Annotated in this window: 13 protein-coding genes; 6 read left to right on the forward strand and 7 right to left on the reverse strand. The window is 70.0% G+C overall.

Features of this window, described 5'->3' with window-relative positions; translation table 11 throughout:
• Positions 1–59 precede the first annotated feature (59 nt).
• The 3 genes from cydD to ACFVXC_RS08565 all read left to right on the forward strand — a co-directional run bounded on the left by cydD (position 60) and on the right by ACFVXC_RS08565 (position 6,664).
• Entirely contained in the window at positions 60–3,605 is a 3,546-nt protein-coding gene (gene cydD / locus ACFVXC_RS08555; protein ID WP_389902825.1) for a thiol reductant ABC exporter subunit CydD, read from the forward strand.
• A 140-nt stretch (positions 3,606–3,745) separates the two neighbouring features.
• On the forward strand, positions 3,746–5,491 hold the full coding sequence (locus tag ACFVXC_RS08560; RefSeq protein WP_389902828.1) for a GAF domain-containing protein: 1,746 nt from the start codon (positions 3,746–3,748) through the stop codon (positions 5,489–5,491).
• 132 nt (positions 5,492–5,623) lie between these two features.
• On the forward strand, positions 5,624–6,664 hold the full coding sequence (locus tag ACFVXC_RS08565; RefSeq protein ID WP_389902829.1) for a M23 family metallopeptidase: 1,041 nt from the start codon (positions 5,624–5,626) through the stop codon (positions 6,662–6,664).
• Between the two features lie 57 nt (positions 6,665–6,721).
• Here ACFVXC_RS08565 and ACFVXC_RS08570 read toward each other — a convergent pair whose 3' ends face one another.
• The 7 genes from ACFVXC_RS08570 to ACFVXC_RS08600 all read right to left on the reverse strand — a co-directional run bounded on the left by ACFVXC_RS08570 (position 6,722) and on the right by ACFVXC_RS08600 (position 14,037).
• Positions 6,722–7,618, reverse strand: coding sequence for a Cof-type HAD-IIB family hydrolase (locus tag ACFVXC_RS08570; RefSeq protein ID WP_389902832.1), 897 nt, complete (start codon positions 7,616–7,618; stop codon positions 6,722–6,724).
• A gap of 61 nt (positions 7,619–7,679) precedes the next feature.
• A complete protein-coding gene (locus tag ACFVXC_RS08575; protein WP_389902835.1) occupies positions 7,680–8,603 on the reverse strand; it encodes an LLM class flavin-dependent oxidoreductase in 924 nt (307 codons plus the stop codon).
• Positions 8,604–8,725: 122 nt separating this feature from the next.
• Positions 8,726–9,316 (reverse strand): RNA 2'-phosphotransferase, encoded by a 591-nt coding sequence (locus ACFVXC_RS08580; RefSeq protein ID WP_389902836.1) that lies wholly within the window; start codon positions 9,314–9,316, stop codon positions 8,726–8,728.
• Positions 9,317–9,466: 150 nt separating this feature from the next.
• Positions 9,467–10,420, reverse strand: coding sequence for a MerR family transcriptional regulator (locus ACFVXC_RS08585; protein WP_389903047.1), 954 nt, complete (start codon positions 10,418–10,420; stop codon positions 9,467–9,469).
• Between the two features lie 58 nt (positions 10,421–10,478).
• The gene (locus ACFVXC_RS08590) at positions 10,479–11,411 is read right to left on the reverse strand and encodes a metal-dependent hydrolase (protein ID WP_389902838.1); all 933 of its coding nucleotides are present in this window, start codon (positions 11,409–11,411) and stop codon (positions 10,479–10,481) included.
• Positions 11,408–13,189: an SDR family oxidoreductase gene (locus ACFVXC_RS08595; RefSeq protein ID WP_389902841.1), complete on the reverse strand. Its 1,782-nt coding sequence runs from the start codon at positions 13,187–13,189 to the stop codon at positions 11,408–11,410. Before ACFVXC_RS08595 ends, ACFVXC_RS08590 begins: the two co-directional genes overlap by 4 nt.
• Positions 13,186–14,037 (reverse strand): M24 family metallopeptidase, encoded by an 852-nt coding sequence (locus ACFVXC_RS08600; RefSeq protein WP_389902843.1) that lies wholly within the window; start codon positions 14,035–14,037, stop codon positions 13,186–13,188. Before ACFVXC_RS08600 ends, ACFVXC_RS08595 begins: the two co-directional genes overlap by 4 nt.
• A gap of 253 nt (positions 14,038–14,290) precedes the next feature.
• On the opposite strand from ACFVXC_RS08600, the gene ACFVXC_RS08605 reads away from it, so the two are divergent.
• From ACFVXC_RS08605 to ACFVXC_RS08615, 3 genes are read left to right on the forward strand one after another with little or no spacing between them, the layout of a single operon-like run.
• Entirely contained in the window at positions 14,291–15,292 is a 1,002-nt protein-coding gene (locus tag ACFVXC_RS08605; RefSeq protein ID WP_389903050.1) for an ABC transporter ATP-binding protein, read from the forward strand.
• Complete coding sequence (locus ACFVXC_RS08610) at positions 15,282–16,187, forward strand: ABC transporter permease (RefSeq protein ID WP_389902845.1); 906 nt, start codon at positions 15,282–15,284, stop codon at positions 16,185–16,187. Before ACFVXC_RS08605 ends, ACFVXC_RS08610 begins: the two co-directional genes overlap by 11 nt.
• 49 nt (positions 16,188–16,236) lie before the next feature.
• Positions 16,237–17,148: an ABC transporter ATP-binding protein gene (locus ACFVXC_RS08615; RefSeq protein WP_389902847.1), complete on the forward strand. Its 912-nt coding sequence runs from the start codon at positions 16,237–16,239 to the stop codon at positions 17,146–17,148.
• The last annotated feature ends 1 nt before the right edge of the window (position 17,149 follow it).

Below are 17,149 nucleotides of genomic sequence, written 5' to 3' on the forward strand. Positions count from 1 at the left end.
CCCTGGGGCTCCTAGTTCCTCTGCAGTCTTCTTCCGGTCCCTCGGAGGGTGTGTTTCACGTGAAACCAATCGATCCGCGTCTGCTCCGGTACGCCCGCGCCACCCGGTTCTTCCTGGTCGCGGTGGTGGTCCTCGGCGTCGCCGGGGCGGGGCTGGTCGTCGCCCAGGCGATGCTCATCGCCGAGATCGTGGTCGGGGCCTTCCAGAAGGGGCTCGCCCTCGGTGACTTGGGGGCGCCGCTCGTACTGCTCGCGGTGGTCGCGGTGGGGCGTGCCCTTGTCGCCTGGCTGACCGAGCTCGCCGCACACCGGGCGAGCGCGGCGGTGAAGTCGGAGCTGCGGGGGCGGCTCCTTGAGCGGGCGGGTGCGCTGGGACCCGGTTGGCTGGGAGGACAGCGGACCGGTTCGCTGGTCTCGCTGGCGACGCGGGGTGTGGACGCCCTGGACGACTACTTCTCGCGCTATCTGCCGCAGTTGGGGCTCGCGGTGGTGGTTCCGGTGGCGGTGCTCGCGAGGATCGTCACCGAGGACTGGGTGTCCGCGGCGATCATCGTCGTGACGCTGCCGCTGATCCCGGTCTTCATGATCCTGATCGGTATGGCGACCCAGAACCGGATGGACCGTCAGTGGCGGCTCCTGTCCCGCCTTTCGGGGCACTTCCTGGACGTGGTGGCGGGCCTGCCCACCCTGAAGGTGTTCGGACGCGCGAAGGCACAGGCCGAGTCGATCCGGCAGATCACCGGCGAGTACCGGCAGGCGACGATGCGCACGCTGCGCATCGCCTTCCTGTCGTCGTTCGCGCTGGAGCTGCTGGCGACGCTGTCGGTGGCGCTGGTCGCGGTGACGATCGGGATGCGGCTCGTCCACGGGGACATGGATCTGTATGTGGGGCTGGTCATCCTGATCCTGGCCCCGGAGGCGTATCTGCCGTTGCGGCAGGTGGGGGCGCAGTACCACGCGGCGGCGGAGGGGCTCGCCGCCGCCGAGGAGATCTTCGAGGTCCTTGAGGCTCCGGTGCGGGCTGCCGGGACGAAGGCGGTGCCGGACGGCGCGCTGAGCGTGCAGGACGTGACGGTGCGGTATCCGGGGCGGTCCTCGGACGCGGTCTCCGGGGTGTCGTTCGTGGTGGAGCCCGGCGAGACCGTGGCACTGGTCGGGCCCAGCGGGGTGGGCAAGTCGACCCTCCTCGACGTGATCCTCGGGTTCGTCGAGCCTGCCGAGGGGCGGGTGCGCGTCGGGGGCGTCGATCTGGCGGAGCTCGCGCCGGAGCGGTGGCGGGAGCGGATCGCGTGGGTGCCGCAGCGGCCGCACTTGTACGCGGGTTCCATCGCGGAGAACGTAAGGCTGGCCCGGCCGGATGCGGACGATGCTTCCGTGCGGGACGCGTTGGAGGCGGCGGGCGCCCGGGAGTTCGTCTCCGCGCTGCCTTCCGGGGCGGAGACCGTGCTGGGGGAGGACGGGGCCGGACTGTCCGCCGGGCAGCGGCAGCGGCTCGCTCTGGCGCGGGCGTTTCTTGCCGACCGGCCTGTGGTCCTCCTTGACGAGCCGACTGCGGCTCTGGACGGGGAGACCGAGGCGGGGGTCGTAGAGGCGGTCCGGCGGTTGGCTGTGGGGCGGACTGTGCTCCTTGTCGTGCACCGGCCCGCGTTGTTGGGTGTCGCGGATCGGGTGGTGCGTCTTGCTGCCTCGGCCGAGGGCGCTCGGCAGGCGGAGCCGAACGCGTCGGCCCCCTCGCGAGCGGCGGCCGTTGAGCCGTTGGGCGCCTTGGAAGTGCCGGGCAGCCGGACACCGGGTGATGCGCTCTTGGGGCACCCGGAGGTGCCAGGCGATGCGGCGGTGGGCGCCGGGAAGGGTTCCGGGGTGCTGGCCCGAGTGCGGGGTGCGGCACAGGCCCGGAAGGGCAAGCTCGCGCTCGCCCTCCTCCTTGGCGCACTCGCGATCGGCAGCTCCGTAGGGCTGATGGCCACCTCGGGGTGGCTGATCAGCCGGGCGTCCGAGCAGCCCCCGGTGATGTACTTGATGATCGCCGTGACGGCGACCCGCGCCTTCGGCATGGGCCGCGCCGTCTTCCGCTACGCGGAGCGCCTCGTCTCGCACGACGCCGTTCTTCGCATGCTGGCCGACACGCGCGTGGCGGTCTACCGGCGCCTGGAGCGCCTCGCCCCTGCCGGGCTCAGGAAGACCCGCCGCGGCGACCTCCTCTCCCGCCTGGTCGCCGACGTGGACGCCTTCCAGGACTACTGGCTGCGCTGGCTGCTCCCCGCTTCGGCCGCCGCGGCGGTGGGCGCCGGATCCGTCGGCTTCACCGCCTGGCTGCTGCCCGAGGCGGGCGCGGTCCTCGCCGCGGGCCTGCTGCTCGCCGGAGTGGGCGTACCGCTGCTCTCCGGAGCGGTGGCCCGCCGGGCGGAGCGCAAGCTCGCCCCCGCGCGCGGATTGCTCGCCACCCGCGTGGCCGACCTGCTCACCGGCACCGCGGAGTTGACGGTCGCCGGTGCGCTGAACCGGCGTACGGCCAAGGCGAAGGAAGCCGATGCCGAGCTGACACGGATCGCGTCCAGGACCGCCACGGCCACCGCGCTCGGCGACGGGTTCGGCGCGCTCCTCTCCGGTCTCACCGTGGCCGCCGCCGCCCTCGTCGGCGTACAGGCGCTGCACGACGGCCGGCTCAGCGGCGTCGCGCTCGCCGTCGTCGTCCTGACCCCGCTCGCCGCCTTCGAGGCGGTCCTCGGTCTGCCGCTCGCCGTGCAGTACCGCCAGCGCGTCAGGAAGAGCGCCGAGCGCGTCTACGAGGTCCTCGACGCACCCGAGCCCGTCCCCGAGCCCGCTGTCCCCGCACAGCGCCCCCAGACGCCTTTCCCGCTCCGTCTCCAGGGGCTGCACGCCCGGTACGAGGGACAGGACAGGGACGCGCTCGCGGGCGTCGGTCTGACGCTGGAGCGCGGACGGCGCATCGCGGTGGTGGGGGCCTCGGGTTCCGGCAAGACGACGCTCGCCCAGGTGCTGCTGCGCTTCCTGGGGGCGAGCGAAGGAACGTACAGCTTGGGCGGTACGGACGCGGCCACGCTGGACGGCGACACCGTGCGCGGACTGGTCGGGCTCTGCGCGCAGGACGCGCACATCTTCGACAGCTCCGTACGCGAGAACCTGCTCATCGCGCGGAAGGGCGCCGGTGACGACGAACTGCGCGGCGCCCTGGAGCGGGCCCGGCTCGGGGAGTGGACCGACTCGCTCCCCGGAGGGCTCGACACCCTGGTCGGCGAGCATGGCGCCCGCCTCTCCGGAGGCCAGCGTCAGCGCATCGCCCTTGCCCGCGCGCTGCTCGCCGATTTCCCCGTCCTCGTCCTGGACGAGCCTGCCGAACACCTCGACCTGCCGACCGCCGACGCCCTCACCGACGATCTTCTCGCCGCCACCGAGGGGCGTACGACGCTGCTCATCACGCACCGGCTCGCAGGGCTCGACGCGGTGGACGAGGTGATCGTCCTGGACGCGGGCCGGGTGGTGCAGCGCGGTGCGTACGCGGACCTCGTGGTGGTGGACGGGCCGCTGCGGCGCATGTGGGAGCGGGAGCGGGCGGCGGATCTGCTGGTGGCGGCCGCCGGGTAGGTCCGGGGGGTCTGTGCCCAGCCGGGTCCGCTGGCGGGCGGCTCCCGGGCGGCTCCCGGGCGGCTCCCGGGCGGCTCCGGGGCCGTCCTCGGGCGGGCCTCGACTTTCCTCGCCAAATAGGACTAACTACTCTCAAAGGCATGTCAGCCCCCTCGGCTTCCGCCGCCTCTCCGCAACCCGACGGCACACCGGATCCACCGGACCCGATCGAGGCGGCGAAGAAGGCGACCCGCGGCCTTCAGGGGCTCTCCCCCGAGCTGACCGCGCGCGTGCCGCAACTGCTTGAGGCGATGCGCTCCGTCGGTGCCGGGCTCGAACTGCACACCACGCTCGACCGCATCTGCGAGACGGCGGCCGAGCTCGCGGACGCCCACTACGCGGCGATCGGCGTCGTCTCCGAAGACGGCAAGGGGCTCTCCGACTTCGTCTACTTCGGCATCGGCGAGGAGACCGCCAACCGGATCGGGCGCCTGCCCGACGGTCACAAGGGGCTGCTCGGTGCCCTCATCCACCAGCCGGAGACCCTGCGTCTCGCGGACCTGTCGGCCGACCCGCGCTCGTGCGGCTTCCCGGCCCATCACCCGCCGATGCGGACCTTCCTCGGCGTTCCCATCCGCGTTCAGGGCGAGATCTTCGGCAACCTCTATCTGACCGAGAAGCGGGGCGACGCCGACTTCAACGAGTACGACGCGCACATGGTCCGCGTGCTCGCCACGGAGGCGGGCATCGCCATCGGCAACGCCCGCCTCTACGAGGCCGCCATGCAGCGCGAACGCTGGATCGACGGCTCCGTGGCGGTCACCACGGCACTGCTCTCGGGCAGCGACGCGGAGGAGGCGCTCGCCGTCGTCGCCGAACAGGCCCGCCACTTGGCCGACTCGGCCGCCGGGATCGTGCTCCTGCCCGACGAGGAGGGCGGCATGGAGATCGTCGCTGTCTCCTCGGACGAACCCTCCGGCGTGCTCGGCGTGATCGTCCCTCCGGAGAGCAGGATCATCGCCGATCTGCTCGCCGGGGACTCCGTGTTCCTCGACGACGCGGCCACGGATCCGCGCGTCATGACCGACTTGGCCCGTGACTACGGACCCGTCATGATGCTGCCGCTGCAGAGCGACGGCCGTGTCATGGGGACGCTCGTCACGCCACGCGCGCGTGGCGCACGGCCGTTCAGCGAGACCGAGCGGACCCTCGCCACCCAGTTCGCCTCGCAGGCAGCGCTCGCGCTGATGATGGCCGAGGCGCAGCGCGACCGTGAACGGCTCGCGGTGTACGAGGACCGCGACCGGATCGCCCGGGACCTGCACGACCTCGTCATCCAGCGCCTGTTCGCCACCGGGATGATGCTGGAGAGCGCCCAGCGCAGGTCCGTCGTACCCGAGGTGCAGACGGGTGTGGGCAAGGCGGTCGACGAGCTGGACGTGACGATCCAGGAGATCCGGACGGCGATCTTCGCCTTGCAGCAGGGCCCGGCCGAGGCTCCCTCCGGGCTGCGTACGCGTGTCCTGCGCGAGATCAACATGGCCGCTGTGCCGCTCGGCTTCAAGCCCTCGCACCACTTCGTGGGCCCTGTCGACACGGTGGTCGGCGAACTCACCGGCAAGAACCTCATCGCGGCGCTGCGCGAGGCGCTGTCCAACGCGTTCCGGCACGCGCGGGCCGACCATATCGATGTAATCGTCGACTCGACGGTGAGCCTTCCCGACGAGCAGCAGGGCGTACGCCTGACGGTAGCGGACGACGGGGTCGGCATCGCGGAGGGCGGCAGGCGCAGCGGCCTGCGGAACCTCAAGAGGCGGGCGGAGTCGCTCGGCGGGGACAGTTGGTACGGGGCGGGCATCGGGGAGGACGGCGGCGGTACGACGGTGGTGTGGCAGGCGCCCTATTAGGGGGATCGGCACTGGTGGGGGCCGGCAGGGGCCCTGTTCGGCCGTACGGAAGTGGGCTGTTCGGGGCACCGGTTGCCCCGGGTGTACGAGTCGGGCGGGACCCGAAGACGGCCTCGGGGCAACGATCCGTGAATGCCCTTGAGCCACCGCGGAACCCACCTCCCGCTCGTCGTCGTGTCGTTACTGCTGTGCGCGCTCCTGTGCCCCATGTACGCCGATGCCTCCGAAGGACCGGACACGAGCGCTGAAGTGGCCCGCCTCTACGAGGAGGCTTCCGCAGCGACCATGCGCTACGAAGAGGGGCGGCGCGCCGCCAAGGCGCAACGCGCGAAGGTCAGGAAACTGGGCCGGCTTCTTAAGAAGGAGCGGCACGCGGTCGATGTGCTGCACGGAGATCTGGGCCGGATGGCCAGTGCCCAGTACCGCAGTGGGGGCGGCCTTTCCCAGACCGCCCAACTCCTGCTCGCCGACAGCCCGGAAGAGCTGATGCGAGGTCAGCGGCTGATGTGGCAGGCGGACCTCGCCGTCACCAACGCCGTCACCAAGACCCAGCGGGCCGCCGCCAGGCTCGCGGACGCCAAACGCACGGCGGACCGCGCCAAACGCACATTGGACCGGCGCAACGCGGGCCTCACGAAGCTCAAGCGCGGGATCGAGAGCAAGCTGGAGTCGGCGCAGTGGACCTTGCAGGGCGAGGCGGACCGGTCGGTCGCGGCCGGGCGGTGCAGGGGCGCCGTGCGCCTGGATCAGCCGAGAACGGGCTCCACGCGCGCGTGGATGACGCCCGTGAAGACGTACGAACTGTCGGCGGGCTTCGACAGCGCCGGTTCGCGCTGGTCGCATCGGCACACCGGGCAGGACTTCGCGGTCGGCATCGGGGCGCCGGTACGGGCGGTCGGCGCGGGCCGGGTGGTGTCCGTGTCGTGCGCAGGCGGCTTCGGCATCGAGGTCGTGGTGTCGCACAAGGGCGGCTACTACACCCAGTACGCGCATCTGGCCGCCGTCACCGTCGACCAGGGGGATCGGGTGCGCCCCGGTGAGTGGCTCGGGCAGGCGGGCACGACCGGCAACTCGACGGGGCCGCACCTGCATTTCGAGGTGCGGCTCACGCCGTATCTGGGGTCCGGGGTGGATCCCGTCAAGTGGCTGGACGAGCGGGGAGTGCGGGTCTAGCGGGCCTGCTCCAGCGCCGGGGTCAGTCGCTCCGGCTGCCCTGCTCCAGCGCCGGGGTCAGTCGCTCCGGCTGTCCTGCTGCTCGCTCAGGATCCGTTCGATGACGACCGCGACGCCGTCCTCGTTGTTGGCGACCGTGCGCCCCGATGCGGCGGCGAGCACGTCCGGGTGCGCGTTGCCCATCGCGTACGAGGTGCCCGCCCAGGTGAGCATCTCGATGTCGTTCGGCATGTCCCCGAAGGCGACGACCTCCTCGGGCATGATGCCGCGCTCGGCGCAGCACAGCTCAAGGGTGCTGGCCTTGGAGACGCCGGGGCCGCTGATCTCGAGCAGGGCGCTCGGGCTGGAGCGGGTGATCTCCACCTGTCCCCGCACGGCCGCGCGGGCCACGACGAGGAAGTCGTCGGGCGCCAGCTCGGGGTGGAAGGCGAGGACCTTCAGGATGGGCTGGGTCGCGTTGTCGGAGTCCTCGGCGAGGAGCTTCTCCGCGGGGGCGATGCTCTCGCCGGGCTCCAGGTGCAGCGGAGGGTAAGTCGGTTCGTGGTGCAGTCCGCCGGTCCGCTCGACCGCGAAGGACGTGCCGGGGGCCGCCGACCGCAGCAGGCCGACGACGTCGAGTGCGTCCTGACGCCGCAGCTCACGCACCTTCACGAAGCGGTGACCGCCCGAGCCGTCGTGCAGGTCGACCACGGCGGCGCCGTTGCCGCAGATGGCGAGGCCGTGGCCGTGGACGTGAGCGCTGACGACGTCCATCCAGCGGGCCGGGCGGCCGGTCACGAAGAAGACCTCGATCCCGGCCCGTTCGGCGGCGTCGAGTGCGGCGACGGTGCGGTCGGACACGGACTTGTCGTCACGCAGCAGGGTGCCGTCCAGGTCCGTGGCGATCAGCCGGGCCTTGGGCCGGTGGGGGACGGAGGCGGCCGGGGTCCTGGGCCGTGGGGTAGCTGAGGTCACGCCATCGATTGTCCCGCACCTGCGTGCACGGGCGTGCGCTGGGGCGCACATCTGAGTGCCTCTACGCCCCTGCTGCGCCGCCGCCCAGCTGGACCAGAGCCTCCGTGGCGATCCGTTCGAAGATCTTCTCGTCGGCCGCGAAATCCGTCCCCGGTAGCGGCCAGTGCAGAACGATCTCGTTGAAGCCCAGCTCAGTGTGGTTGCCGGCGAAGTCCACGAAGGCGTCGAAGGAGTCCAGGGGGCGGTCCGGCGTGAATCCGGTGAGCAGGATCTTGTCGAGTTCGGCGGCGTCGCGGCCGATCGCGTCACAGGCCGTGGCGAGCTTGTCCGCCTGTCCGCGGATGGCTTGAAGTGACTGCTCCGGGGTGCCGTTCTCGAAGAGCTTCGGGTCACCCGTGGTCACCCACGCCTGCCCGTGACGCGCCGCGAGCTTCAGGCCGCGCGGCCCGGTGGCGGCCACCGCGAAGGGCAAGCGGGGGCGCTGGACACAGCCCGGGATGTTCCGTACCTCGGATGCCGAGTAGTACTCGCCCTCGTGGGAAACGACATCTTCGGTAAGAAGGCGGTCGAGCAGGGGCAGGAACTCGCCGAAATGGTCGGCCCGCTGGCGCGGCGTCCAAGGCTCCTCGCCGGACTTGAGCAGCGCGGTGGCGTCGAAGCCGTTGCCGCCCGCGCCGATGCCGAGGGTGATCCGGCCGTCGGACACGTCGTCCAGCGTGATCAGGTCCTTGGCGAGGGTCACCGGGTGCCGGAAGTTCGGCGAGGTGACCAGGGTGCCCAGGCGCAGCCGGTCGGTGGCTGCCGCGGCGGCGGTCAGGGTGGGCACCGCGCCGAACCAGGGCCCGTCGCGGAAGGTCCGCCAGGAGAGGTGGTCATAGGTGTACGCGGTGTGGAAGCCGAGCTCCTCAGCTCGCTGCCAGCGCTCTTTGCCGCCCTCGTGCCAGCGGCGAACGGGCAGGATCGCGGTGCTCAGACGCAAACTCATGTATCAGAGCGTATGCCCCGCGGACCTGCTCGGCTTTCACCGAACCTGCTGCTCAGCCGGGGTGTGAGGACGACCACGGGCAGTGATCCGCCGGGGTATGTGGCCGTGCCGATCCTTCCCGGTCAGTGCTTGTCCGGGAAGCGGAGATAGCCAGGGGGCACGGCACCGGTGAGCCAGACGCCATTGGCGCTGACCTGGAACACATGCCCGTCGCGGTGCATCGCGCCCGCGTCGACGGAGAGCACGACGGGCCGCCCGCGGCGGGCGCCGACGCGGGTGGCGGTCTCGCGGTCGGGCGAGAGATGCACGGCATGACGGTTCATGGGCCGCAGGCCCTCGGCGCGGATCGCGGCCGTACTGCGGGCCACCGTGCCGTGGAACAGATACGCGGGCGGGGTCGCCGGAGGCAGATTGAGGTCGACGTCGACGGAGTGTCCCTGACTGGCGCGGATCCGGCCGTCCTCCACGGCGAAACGCTGTTTGTCGTTCACGGCCACCACATGCTCGAGCTCGGCACGGGTGAAGCGGAAACCGTGTGCCGTCGCGGCGGCGATGAGGGCATCGATCTCCACCCAGCCGCTCTCGTCGAGAGTGAGCCCGATTCTCTCGGGCTGGTGGCGCAGGTGCTTGGAGAGGTATTTCGACACCTTCACTGTGCGCCGCTCGGCGGCCACCTCATCGGTGACCTCATCGGAGGGGGGTTCTCGATTCATCCATTCAGCCTCGCTCCGAACCGTTCTCCCCGCACTTGATTTTCGTCCACCGAATTTTCATCCTTCACTTTTCGTCCACAGGTTTGATCCACAGCCAAGTCGAGTTATCCACAGGGGAATTGGCGTTTCTGTGGACAACGGCCGGAGCATTTAGGCCCTTTGGTCAACAGGTCCATGATTAGCATGACTTGCGGCAAGTGCGTCCAATGTCCTGGCCTGTACTTCTCGTTCAGTGGCCGCTGCGATAAACGTCTCCGCGTTCTCCCGGCCAACGAGGCCTTCAACTGCCCGCATTGTCGCGGCGGGCAGTGCCACCGGGAACGCCTCATTCGCCCGTCGGGCCGGTTGTCCTGATGCGAGATGGTGCTGGAGGTGCCGGGTGGCGAACAGGCGCATGGCCCGAGCCAGTTCGGCGTCCACCGACTGCTGGGCGAGTGGCCTCAGACGTCGTACGAGAGCGGCCGCCTCCGCCGCGTCCGACTCGCTCGGCGGGTGATGCCCGAGATAACGGGCGAAGACATGCTCGGTCGTGAACTCCAGGAATCGGGAGGCTATGTGCTCCACCTGCCCTCTCAACTCCCTCAGGTGGCCCGAGATCGCGGAGAGTGGAACTCCGGCGGCGTGCAACTCCGCGGCCACCGCCAGCTCCTGAGGGCTCGGAACCAGGAATTCGTCGTCCCGGCCCGGCATGGGCTCAAGGATGCCCAGCGCGATCGCGTCGGCCACCGCCGCGTCGTCCGGATCGCCGCCGAACGCCGCGTCCAGCTCCTCCCGGGTCATCCGGTCGGCCTTCTCGTCCGTCCACGGCCCGTCGACCTCGGCGGCGAGACCCAGGACGCCGCCCAGCCCCCGGCCTGTGTCCCAGGCATCGAGCAGCTCCTTTATGGAGGCCAGGGTGTAGCCCCGGTCGAGCAGATCGGCGATCTGTCTCAACCGGGCCAGATGCGCGTCGCCGTACACATTCGCCCGGCCGCGCCGCTCGGGCCGGGGGAGCAGGCCGCGGTCCTGGTAGGCGCGGATCGTACGGACCGTGGCGCCGCTGTGGTGGGCCAGATCCTCGATGCGGTACTCCACCGGCCTGTGCTCGGGGCCGTGGTGGCCCACCGCCCCCTGCCCCGCGCCCGACTGCTCGTCCACGCTCCCGCCTCCGTAGAACCTCGTGCTAGGCGATGGCCGCTCGGCCGACCGCAGCGGCCGCGGCCCGCGCCGCGGGTGACTCCGCCAGATATTCGACGGCCTTGCGCAGCGAGCCTTCCTGCGAGGGATGGTACGACCGCCGCAGATAGCGGGGTATGGCCGTACCGAGCTCTCGCCATGTGGGCAGCAGACCCTTCCCGACCGCCTTGTTGTGCTCGGCCAGGGAGTAGCGAAGGCGGCCCGCGAGCTGCGGATCCCTGCGCATCAGATAGGCGGTGCCCCAGATCCACAGGTACAGCATCACGGGAGCCGTGACCGTCATGCCCGCGATGCGACGCGCATAGCGGGGCAGGCCGTCGCCGCCGCAGTGTTGGTACATGTCGAAGGCGACGGAGCGGTGCTCCACCTCTTCCGCGCCGTGCCAGCGCAGCAGGTCGAGCATGACCGCGTCGGCGTCCGCGCGGTCCAGGCCCTCGGCGTGCAGCACCCAGTTGCCCAGGACCGCCGTGAACTGCTCGATCGCAGCGACGACCGCGAGACGGAAGCGCAGCCACTCCTGCGTCGGTATCGGCGCCCCCAACGGAGGCCTCTCGCCGAGGAGTTTCTCGAAGAGGAAGTCCACGTACTTCGTGAAGGCGGCGGTGTCGAGCCGTTGCGCCGCCAAGTGGTCGAGCACATGCGCGTGCTGCACGCTGTGCGTGGCCTCCTGGCCCATGAACCCCTTGACGTCCTTGAGCAGCACCGGGTCGGTGACCAGGGGCAGGCCTTCCTTGAAGACCTTCACGAACCACCGCTCCCCCGCCGGGAGCAGCAGATGCAGCACGTTGATGACGTGGGTGGCGGTGGGCTCGTCCGGGATCCAGTGCAGGGGAGTCCGTTCCCAGTCGAACGAGACCCGGCGCGGAACGATCGTGTAGTGCTCTTCGGCGTCCGTCTCGGTGCTCTTCTCCGTGCTCACAGCGGCGGCTCCAATCGAGCGATCGCACGCAGGGCCTTGGGCGTGAAGCGGGACATGAGGTGGGCGCCTCGGGCTTCCGGGGTGACCGGGACGACGGCCTGGTTCTTGACGACCGCGCGCAGGATCGCGTCGGCCACCTTCTCCGGCGGGTAGTTCCGCAGGCCGTACAGGCGCGAGGTCTTCTTCTGGCGGCGCTTCTCCTCCTCGGCGTCGACGCCGGCGAAGTGCGTGGTCGATGTGATGTTCGTGTTCACGAAGCCAGGGCATATCGCCGAGACCCCGATGCCCTGGCCCGCGAGCTCCGCGCGCAGGCACTCGCTGAGCATCAGGACCGCGGCCTTGGAGGTGCTGTAGGCGGGCAGAGCCTTCGACGGCTGATACGCCGCCGCAGACGCGGTGTTGACGATGTGGCCACCCTGGCCGCGCTCGGCCATCTGCTTGCCGAAGAGCCGGCAGCCGTGGATCACGCCCCACAGATTGACGTCGAGGACCTTCTTCCAGTCCTCGGGGCTCGTGTCGAGGAAGGAGCCGGAGAGGCCTATCCCCGCGTTGTTCACCAGGACGTCGACGATGCCGTACTCCCTGGCGACCTTCTCGGCGAGCTTCTCCATGGCCTGTTCGTCGGTGACGTCGACCGTCTCGCCCCAGGCCTCGGGGGCGCCGACCAAGCGGGACATCTCCGCCGTGCGCGCCGCGCTCTCCGCGTCCCGGTCGACGGCCACGACACGTGCGCCCGCCTCGGCGAACGCGAAGGCGGTGGCCCGGCCGATGCCGCTGCCCGCGCCTGTGACCAGGACCAGCTGGCCGCCGAAGCGATCCGCGTGTTTCCCTGTGGCCACGCTGTTCCTCGCGGGCACGCCGTCCTCGTTGGTGGTGACGAAGTCGGTGATCCACGCGGCGAGTTGGTCCGGCCGGGTGCGGGGCACCCAGTGCTTGGCGGGGATGCTGCGGCGTACCAGTTCCGGTGCCCACAGCTCCAGTTCGTCATAGAGCCGTTCCGACAGGAAGATGTCGCCGGACGGCGTGATGAGCTGCACGGGCGCATGCGCGAAGGCGTCGGCGCGGGGCCTGCGCAGGCGCGCGCGGACGTTGTCGCGGTAGAGCCATGCTCCGTGCGCGGCGTCGGACGGCAGCGACGACGTCGGGTAGTCGCCCGCCGGCACCTTCTCCATGCGCTGGAGGATCTTCGGCCACTGCTTGCCGAGCGGTCCGCGCCAGGCGAGCTCGGGGAGCACCGGCGTGTGCAGCATGTACACGTACCAGGACTTGGCGCCCTGGCCCAGGAGCTGGCCGACCTTGCGCGGGGTGGGCCGGGTCATCCGCTTCTTGATCCAGTGCCCGAAGTGGTCGAGCGAGGGCCCCGACATCGAGGTGAAGGACGCGATGCGCCCCTCGGTGCGTTTGACGGTGACGAACTCCCAGGCCTGCACCGAGCCCCAGTCGTGGCCGACCAGGTGCACCGGCTTGTCCGGGCTCACCGCGTCGGCGACGGCCACGAAGTCATCGGTCAGTTTCTCCAGCGTGAAGCCGCCGCGCAGCGGCTGCGGAGCCGTGGACCTACCGTGCCCGCGCACGTCGTAGAGCACGACGTGGAAGCGGTCGGTGAGGCGCTCGGCGACGTCCGACCAGACCTCTTTGGAGTCCGGATAGCCGTGTACGAGCAGCACCGTGGGCTGCGCCGGGTCGCCGAGCTCGGCGACGCACAGCTCCACTCCGCCCGTGCGCACCCAGCGCTCGCGGGCGCCCTTGATTCCCTTGGTGATTCCTTCCGCGGTCATGCGGCGGCCCTCTCCTCAGCCCAGCGCCGCACATGCGGCAGATCGTCATCCAGCCAGAACGCGCTCTGTTCGGGGTCCTTGGAGTCGGTGACGACCAGGATCTCCTCGAACTTCGCGCCCGTACCTCTGAATCCGAGGTGCGGTTCGACCGCCCACAGCCCCGTCCGGGGCGGGTGGTCGGAGAATTTGTACGGCGACCACAGCGGGGACCAGCCGTCCCGGTGGCCATGCAGCGCGTCGCTCGCCAGGCCCTTCAGGGACTGGGTGCCGAAGCCGAAGACATGCGGCGACCTGCGGCGCTCCTTGACCCGGTCGATCTTGTGCGCGATGACTCCGAAGGGATACGCGCGATGGCGGTTGGCATAGCCCTGGCGGAGCATGAGCCGGTCCACGTCCTCATAGATCTCGCGCAGCGTGCGGCGCTCACGCACCTCGCGCAGGAGCAGCTCGCGGTGTGCCTCCAGGTCGGAGAGGAGCTTGTCGTGCAGGGGATTGAGGCCGAGACAGCCTGAGTAGCCGATGTCCGCGGTGTATCCCTTGTGGACCGGGGCCATGTCGAGGATGAACGGCATCCCCGCCTCAAGGCGGCGGTTGGTGGGGAAGAACTGCAGCGGTATCCGGAAGTTCGCGAACGCCGTGCGGTCCCCGAACCAGGCGAAGGGCAGGTGGAACCAGTCCCGCACACCCCGCTCACGCAGCCACTCACGCTGCATCCGCGCCGCCTCGCGCTCGGTCACACCCGGCTTGAGCTGCGCCGCGACCGCCTCCGCGCATTCATACGCGAGGGTCTGCACTTCCCTGAACCCCCGCAGTTCCGCGGAGAGTTCGCCTGCCACTGCTGAGGTCATGCCACCGTCCGTCCGTGTCCGGTCCATCGCAGTACGCGCTCGTAACTTGACACTGATGAATGTGACAATGCTCAGCGGCTACGTCAATAGCTGTGCACGGGCGGGCCCGACTCCGGGGGGAAGCCAAGGGTTGTCCCCCAGGGGACGACCTCAGGACGACCCTTACGGGCCCGTAATACCCGAGAGTGATGCGAGGACAGCACCCTGGTCTGACGCTAGATGTGGCCTGCGCCACTACCTTCGAAATGTGACTGTGATCGCGACCGAAAGCCTGAGCAAGCGGTTCCCGAGGGTGACCGCGCTTGACCGGCTCTCCATGGATATCGGGCCCGGTGTAACCGGACTCGTCGGAGCCAATGGAGCCGGCAAGTCCACACTGATCAAGATCCTGCTGGGTCTGTCCCCCGCCACGGAGGGCACCGCCGCTGTGCTCGGCCTCGACGTCGCCACCAGTGGCGGCCAGATCCGTGAGCGCGTCGGCTATATGCCCGAGCACGACTGTCTGCCGCCCGATGTGTCGGCCACCGAGTTCGTCGTCCACATGGCGCGCATGTCGGGCCTGCCGCCCGCGGCGGCCCGTGAACGCACCGCGGACACGCTGCGGCACGTCGGTCTCTACGAAGAGCGCTACCGCCCCATCGGGGGCTACTCGACCGGGATGAAGCAGCGCGTGAAGCTCGCGCAGGCCCTCGTCCACGACCCCGACCTGGTCTTCCTGGACGAACCGACCAACGGCCTCGACCCCGCGGGCCGCGACGAGATGCTGGGCCTCATCCGCCGTGTCCACACGGACTTCGGCATCTCCGTCCTGGTCACCTCGCACCTGCTCGGCGAGCTGGAGCGCACCTGCGACCACGTCGTCGTCATCGACGGCGGAAAGCTCCTGCGGTCCAGCTCCACCACCGACTTCACCCAGATCACCACGACGCTGGCCATCGAGGTGACGGACAGCGACGAACACCCAGACGGCACCGCGGCGTTCCGCGAGGCGCTGCAGGGACGCGGGGTCTCCACCCACGAGGGCAGCGGCCTGCCGGGTGCCGGGCACACCGTGCTGCTCGAAGCGGACGGCGAAGAGACGTACGACCTCGTCCGCGACCTCGTCGCGGACCTCGGCCTCGGCCTGGTCCGGATGGAACAGCGAAGGCACCACATCGCGGAGGTCTTCCAGTCCGAACAGCCCGAGCGGACGGAACAGACCGAACAGCCCGGGAAGACGGAAGCGCGGAAGGAGGCGGTCCGTCATGGCGGTTGAGCAGCCCCCGGCACACGCCGGTGAACAGACCCAGATCCACAACATCGGCTATCGCAACTACGACGGCCCACGCCTGGGCCGCGCCTACGCCCGCCGCTCGCTCTTCTCCCAGAGCCTGCGCGGGGCGTACGGACTCGGCCGTTCGGCCAAGTCCAAGGTCCTGCCCATGATCCTCTTCGCGGTGATGTGTGTTCCCGCCGCGATCATGGTGGCGGTCGCCGTGACCACCAAGGCGAACGAACTCCCCCTCGACTACACCCGATACGCGATCGTGCTGCAGGCCGTCATCAGTCTCTATCTCGCCGCCCAGGCCCCCCAGACGGTCTCCCGCGACCTGCGCTTCAAGACCGTCCCCCTCTACTTCTCCCGCCCCATCGAGCACGGCGACTACGTACGTGCCAAGTTCGCGGCGATGGCCTCGGCCCTCTTCGTCCTCACGGCCGCTCCGCTGCTCGTCCTCTACGTAGGGGCGCTGCTCGCCAAGCTCGACTTCGCGGACCAGACGAAGGGCTTCGGCCAGGGGCTCGTATCCGTGGCGCTGCTCTCGCTCCTCTTCTCCGGCATCGCCCTCGTCGTCTCGGCGATCACACCCCGCCGCGGCTTCGGGATCGCCGCCGTCATCGCCGTTCTGACCATCAGCTACGGAGCGGTGTCCACGGTCCAGGCCATCGCCTACGAACAGGGCAGCACCGAGGTCATCGCCTGGCTCGGCCTCTTCTCGCCGATCACGCTCATCGACGGCGTACAGACCGCCTTCCTCGGCGCGACGTCCGCCTTCCCCGGAGCGGAAGGGCCCTCGTCCGGCACGGGCGTGGTCTACGTGATCGTCGTCCTCGCCCTCATCGCGGGCTGCTACGGCGCACTGATGCGCCGCTACCGGAAGGTCGGGCTGTGAGCGCCCACCCGTCGCCCGCCACCACCCTTCTAAGGAATGGGCCGCGCCCATGAGCACTATTCTCATCGACCACACCTCCCGCTGGTTCGGCAACGTGGTGGCGGTCAACGACATCACGATGAACGTCGGCCCCGGTGTCACCGGCCTCCTCGGCCCGAACGGCGCGGGCAAGTCCACCCTCATCAACATGATGGGCGGCTTCCTCGCCCCCTCCACCGGCAGCGTCACCCTCGACGCCAAGCCGATCTGGCGCAACGAGAAGATCTACAAGGACATCGGCATCGTCCCCGAGCGCGAGGCGATGTACGACTTCCTCACCGGACGCGAATTCGTCGTCGCCAACGCGGAGTTGCACGGTCTGGACGAGCGGGCCGCGCACGAGGCACTCGCCACGGTCGAGATGGAGTACGCGCAGGACCGCAAGATCTCGACGTACAGCAAGGGCATGCGCCAGCGCGTGAAGATGGCCTCCGCCCTCGTCCACGAACCGTCCGTGCTCCTGCTCGACGAGCCGTTCAACGGCATGGACCCCCGCCAGCGCATGCAGCTGATGGACTTGCTTCGGCGCATGGGGGACGAGGGCCGCACGGTCCTGTTCTCGTCGCACATTCTCGAAGAGGTCGAGCAACTGGCCTCGCACATCGAGGTGATCGTGGCAGGACGGCACGCGGCGAGCGGTGACTTCCGCAAGATCCGCCGCCTGATGACCGACCGCCCGCACCGCTACCTGGTGCGTTCCAGCGACGACCGCGCCCTGGCCGCCGCCCTGATCGCAGACCCGTCGACGGCAGGAATCGAAGTCGACCTCAAGGAAGGCGCCCTGCGCATCCAAGCCATCGACTTCGGGCGTTTCACCGCCCTGTTGCCACGCATCGCCCGCGATCACGACATCCGGCTCCTCACGGTCTCGCCCTCGGACGAGTCCCTCGAGTCGGTCTTCTCCTATCTCGTCGCGGCCTGAA

The organism is Streptomyces sp. NPDC058257 (assembly GCF_042881845.1).
Taxonomy (GTDB): Bacteria; Actinomycetota; Actinomycetes; order Streptomycetales; family Streptomycetaceae; genus Streptomyces.

What these genes read in the sequence shown, in the direction of transcription:
- ACFVXC_RS08560 (WP_389902828.1), top strand. Translation starts at nt 3,746, where the DNA reads ATGTCAGCCCCCTCGGCTTCCGCCGCCTCTCCGCAACCCGACGGCACA.
- ACFVXC_RS08565 (WP_389902829.1), top strand. Translation starts at nt 5,624, where the DNA reads ATGCCCTTGAGCCACCGCGGAACCCACCTCCCGCTCGTCGTCGTGTCG.
- ACFVXC_RS08575 (WP_389902835.1), bottom strand. Translation starts at nt 8,603, where the DNA reads ATGAGTTTGCGTCTGAGCACCGCGATCCTGCCCGTTCGCCGCTGGCAC.
- ACFVXC_RS08580 (WP_389902836.1), bottom strand. Translation starts at nt 9,316, where the DNA reads ATGAATCGAGAACCCCCCTCCGATGAGGTCACCGATGAGGTGGCCGCC.
- ACFVXC_RS08595 (WP_389902841.1), bottom strand. Translation starts at nt 13,189, where the DNA reads ATGACCGCGGAAGGAATCACCAAGGGAATCAAGGGCGCCCGCGAGCGC.
- ACFVXC_RS08600 (WP_389902843.1), bottom strand. Translation starts at nt 14,037, where the DNA reads ATGACCTCAGCAGTGGCAGGCGAACTCTCCGCGGAACTGCGGGGGTTC.
- ACFVXC_RS08610 (WP_389902845.1), top strand. Translation starts at nt 15,282, where the DNA reads ATGGCGGTTGAGCAGCCCCCGGCACACGCCGGTGAACAGACCCAGATC.
- ACFVXC_RS08615 (WP_389902847.1), top strand. Translation starts at nt 16,237, where the DNA reads ATGAGCACTATTCTCATCGACCACACCTCCCGCTGGTTCGGCAACGTG.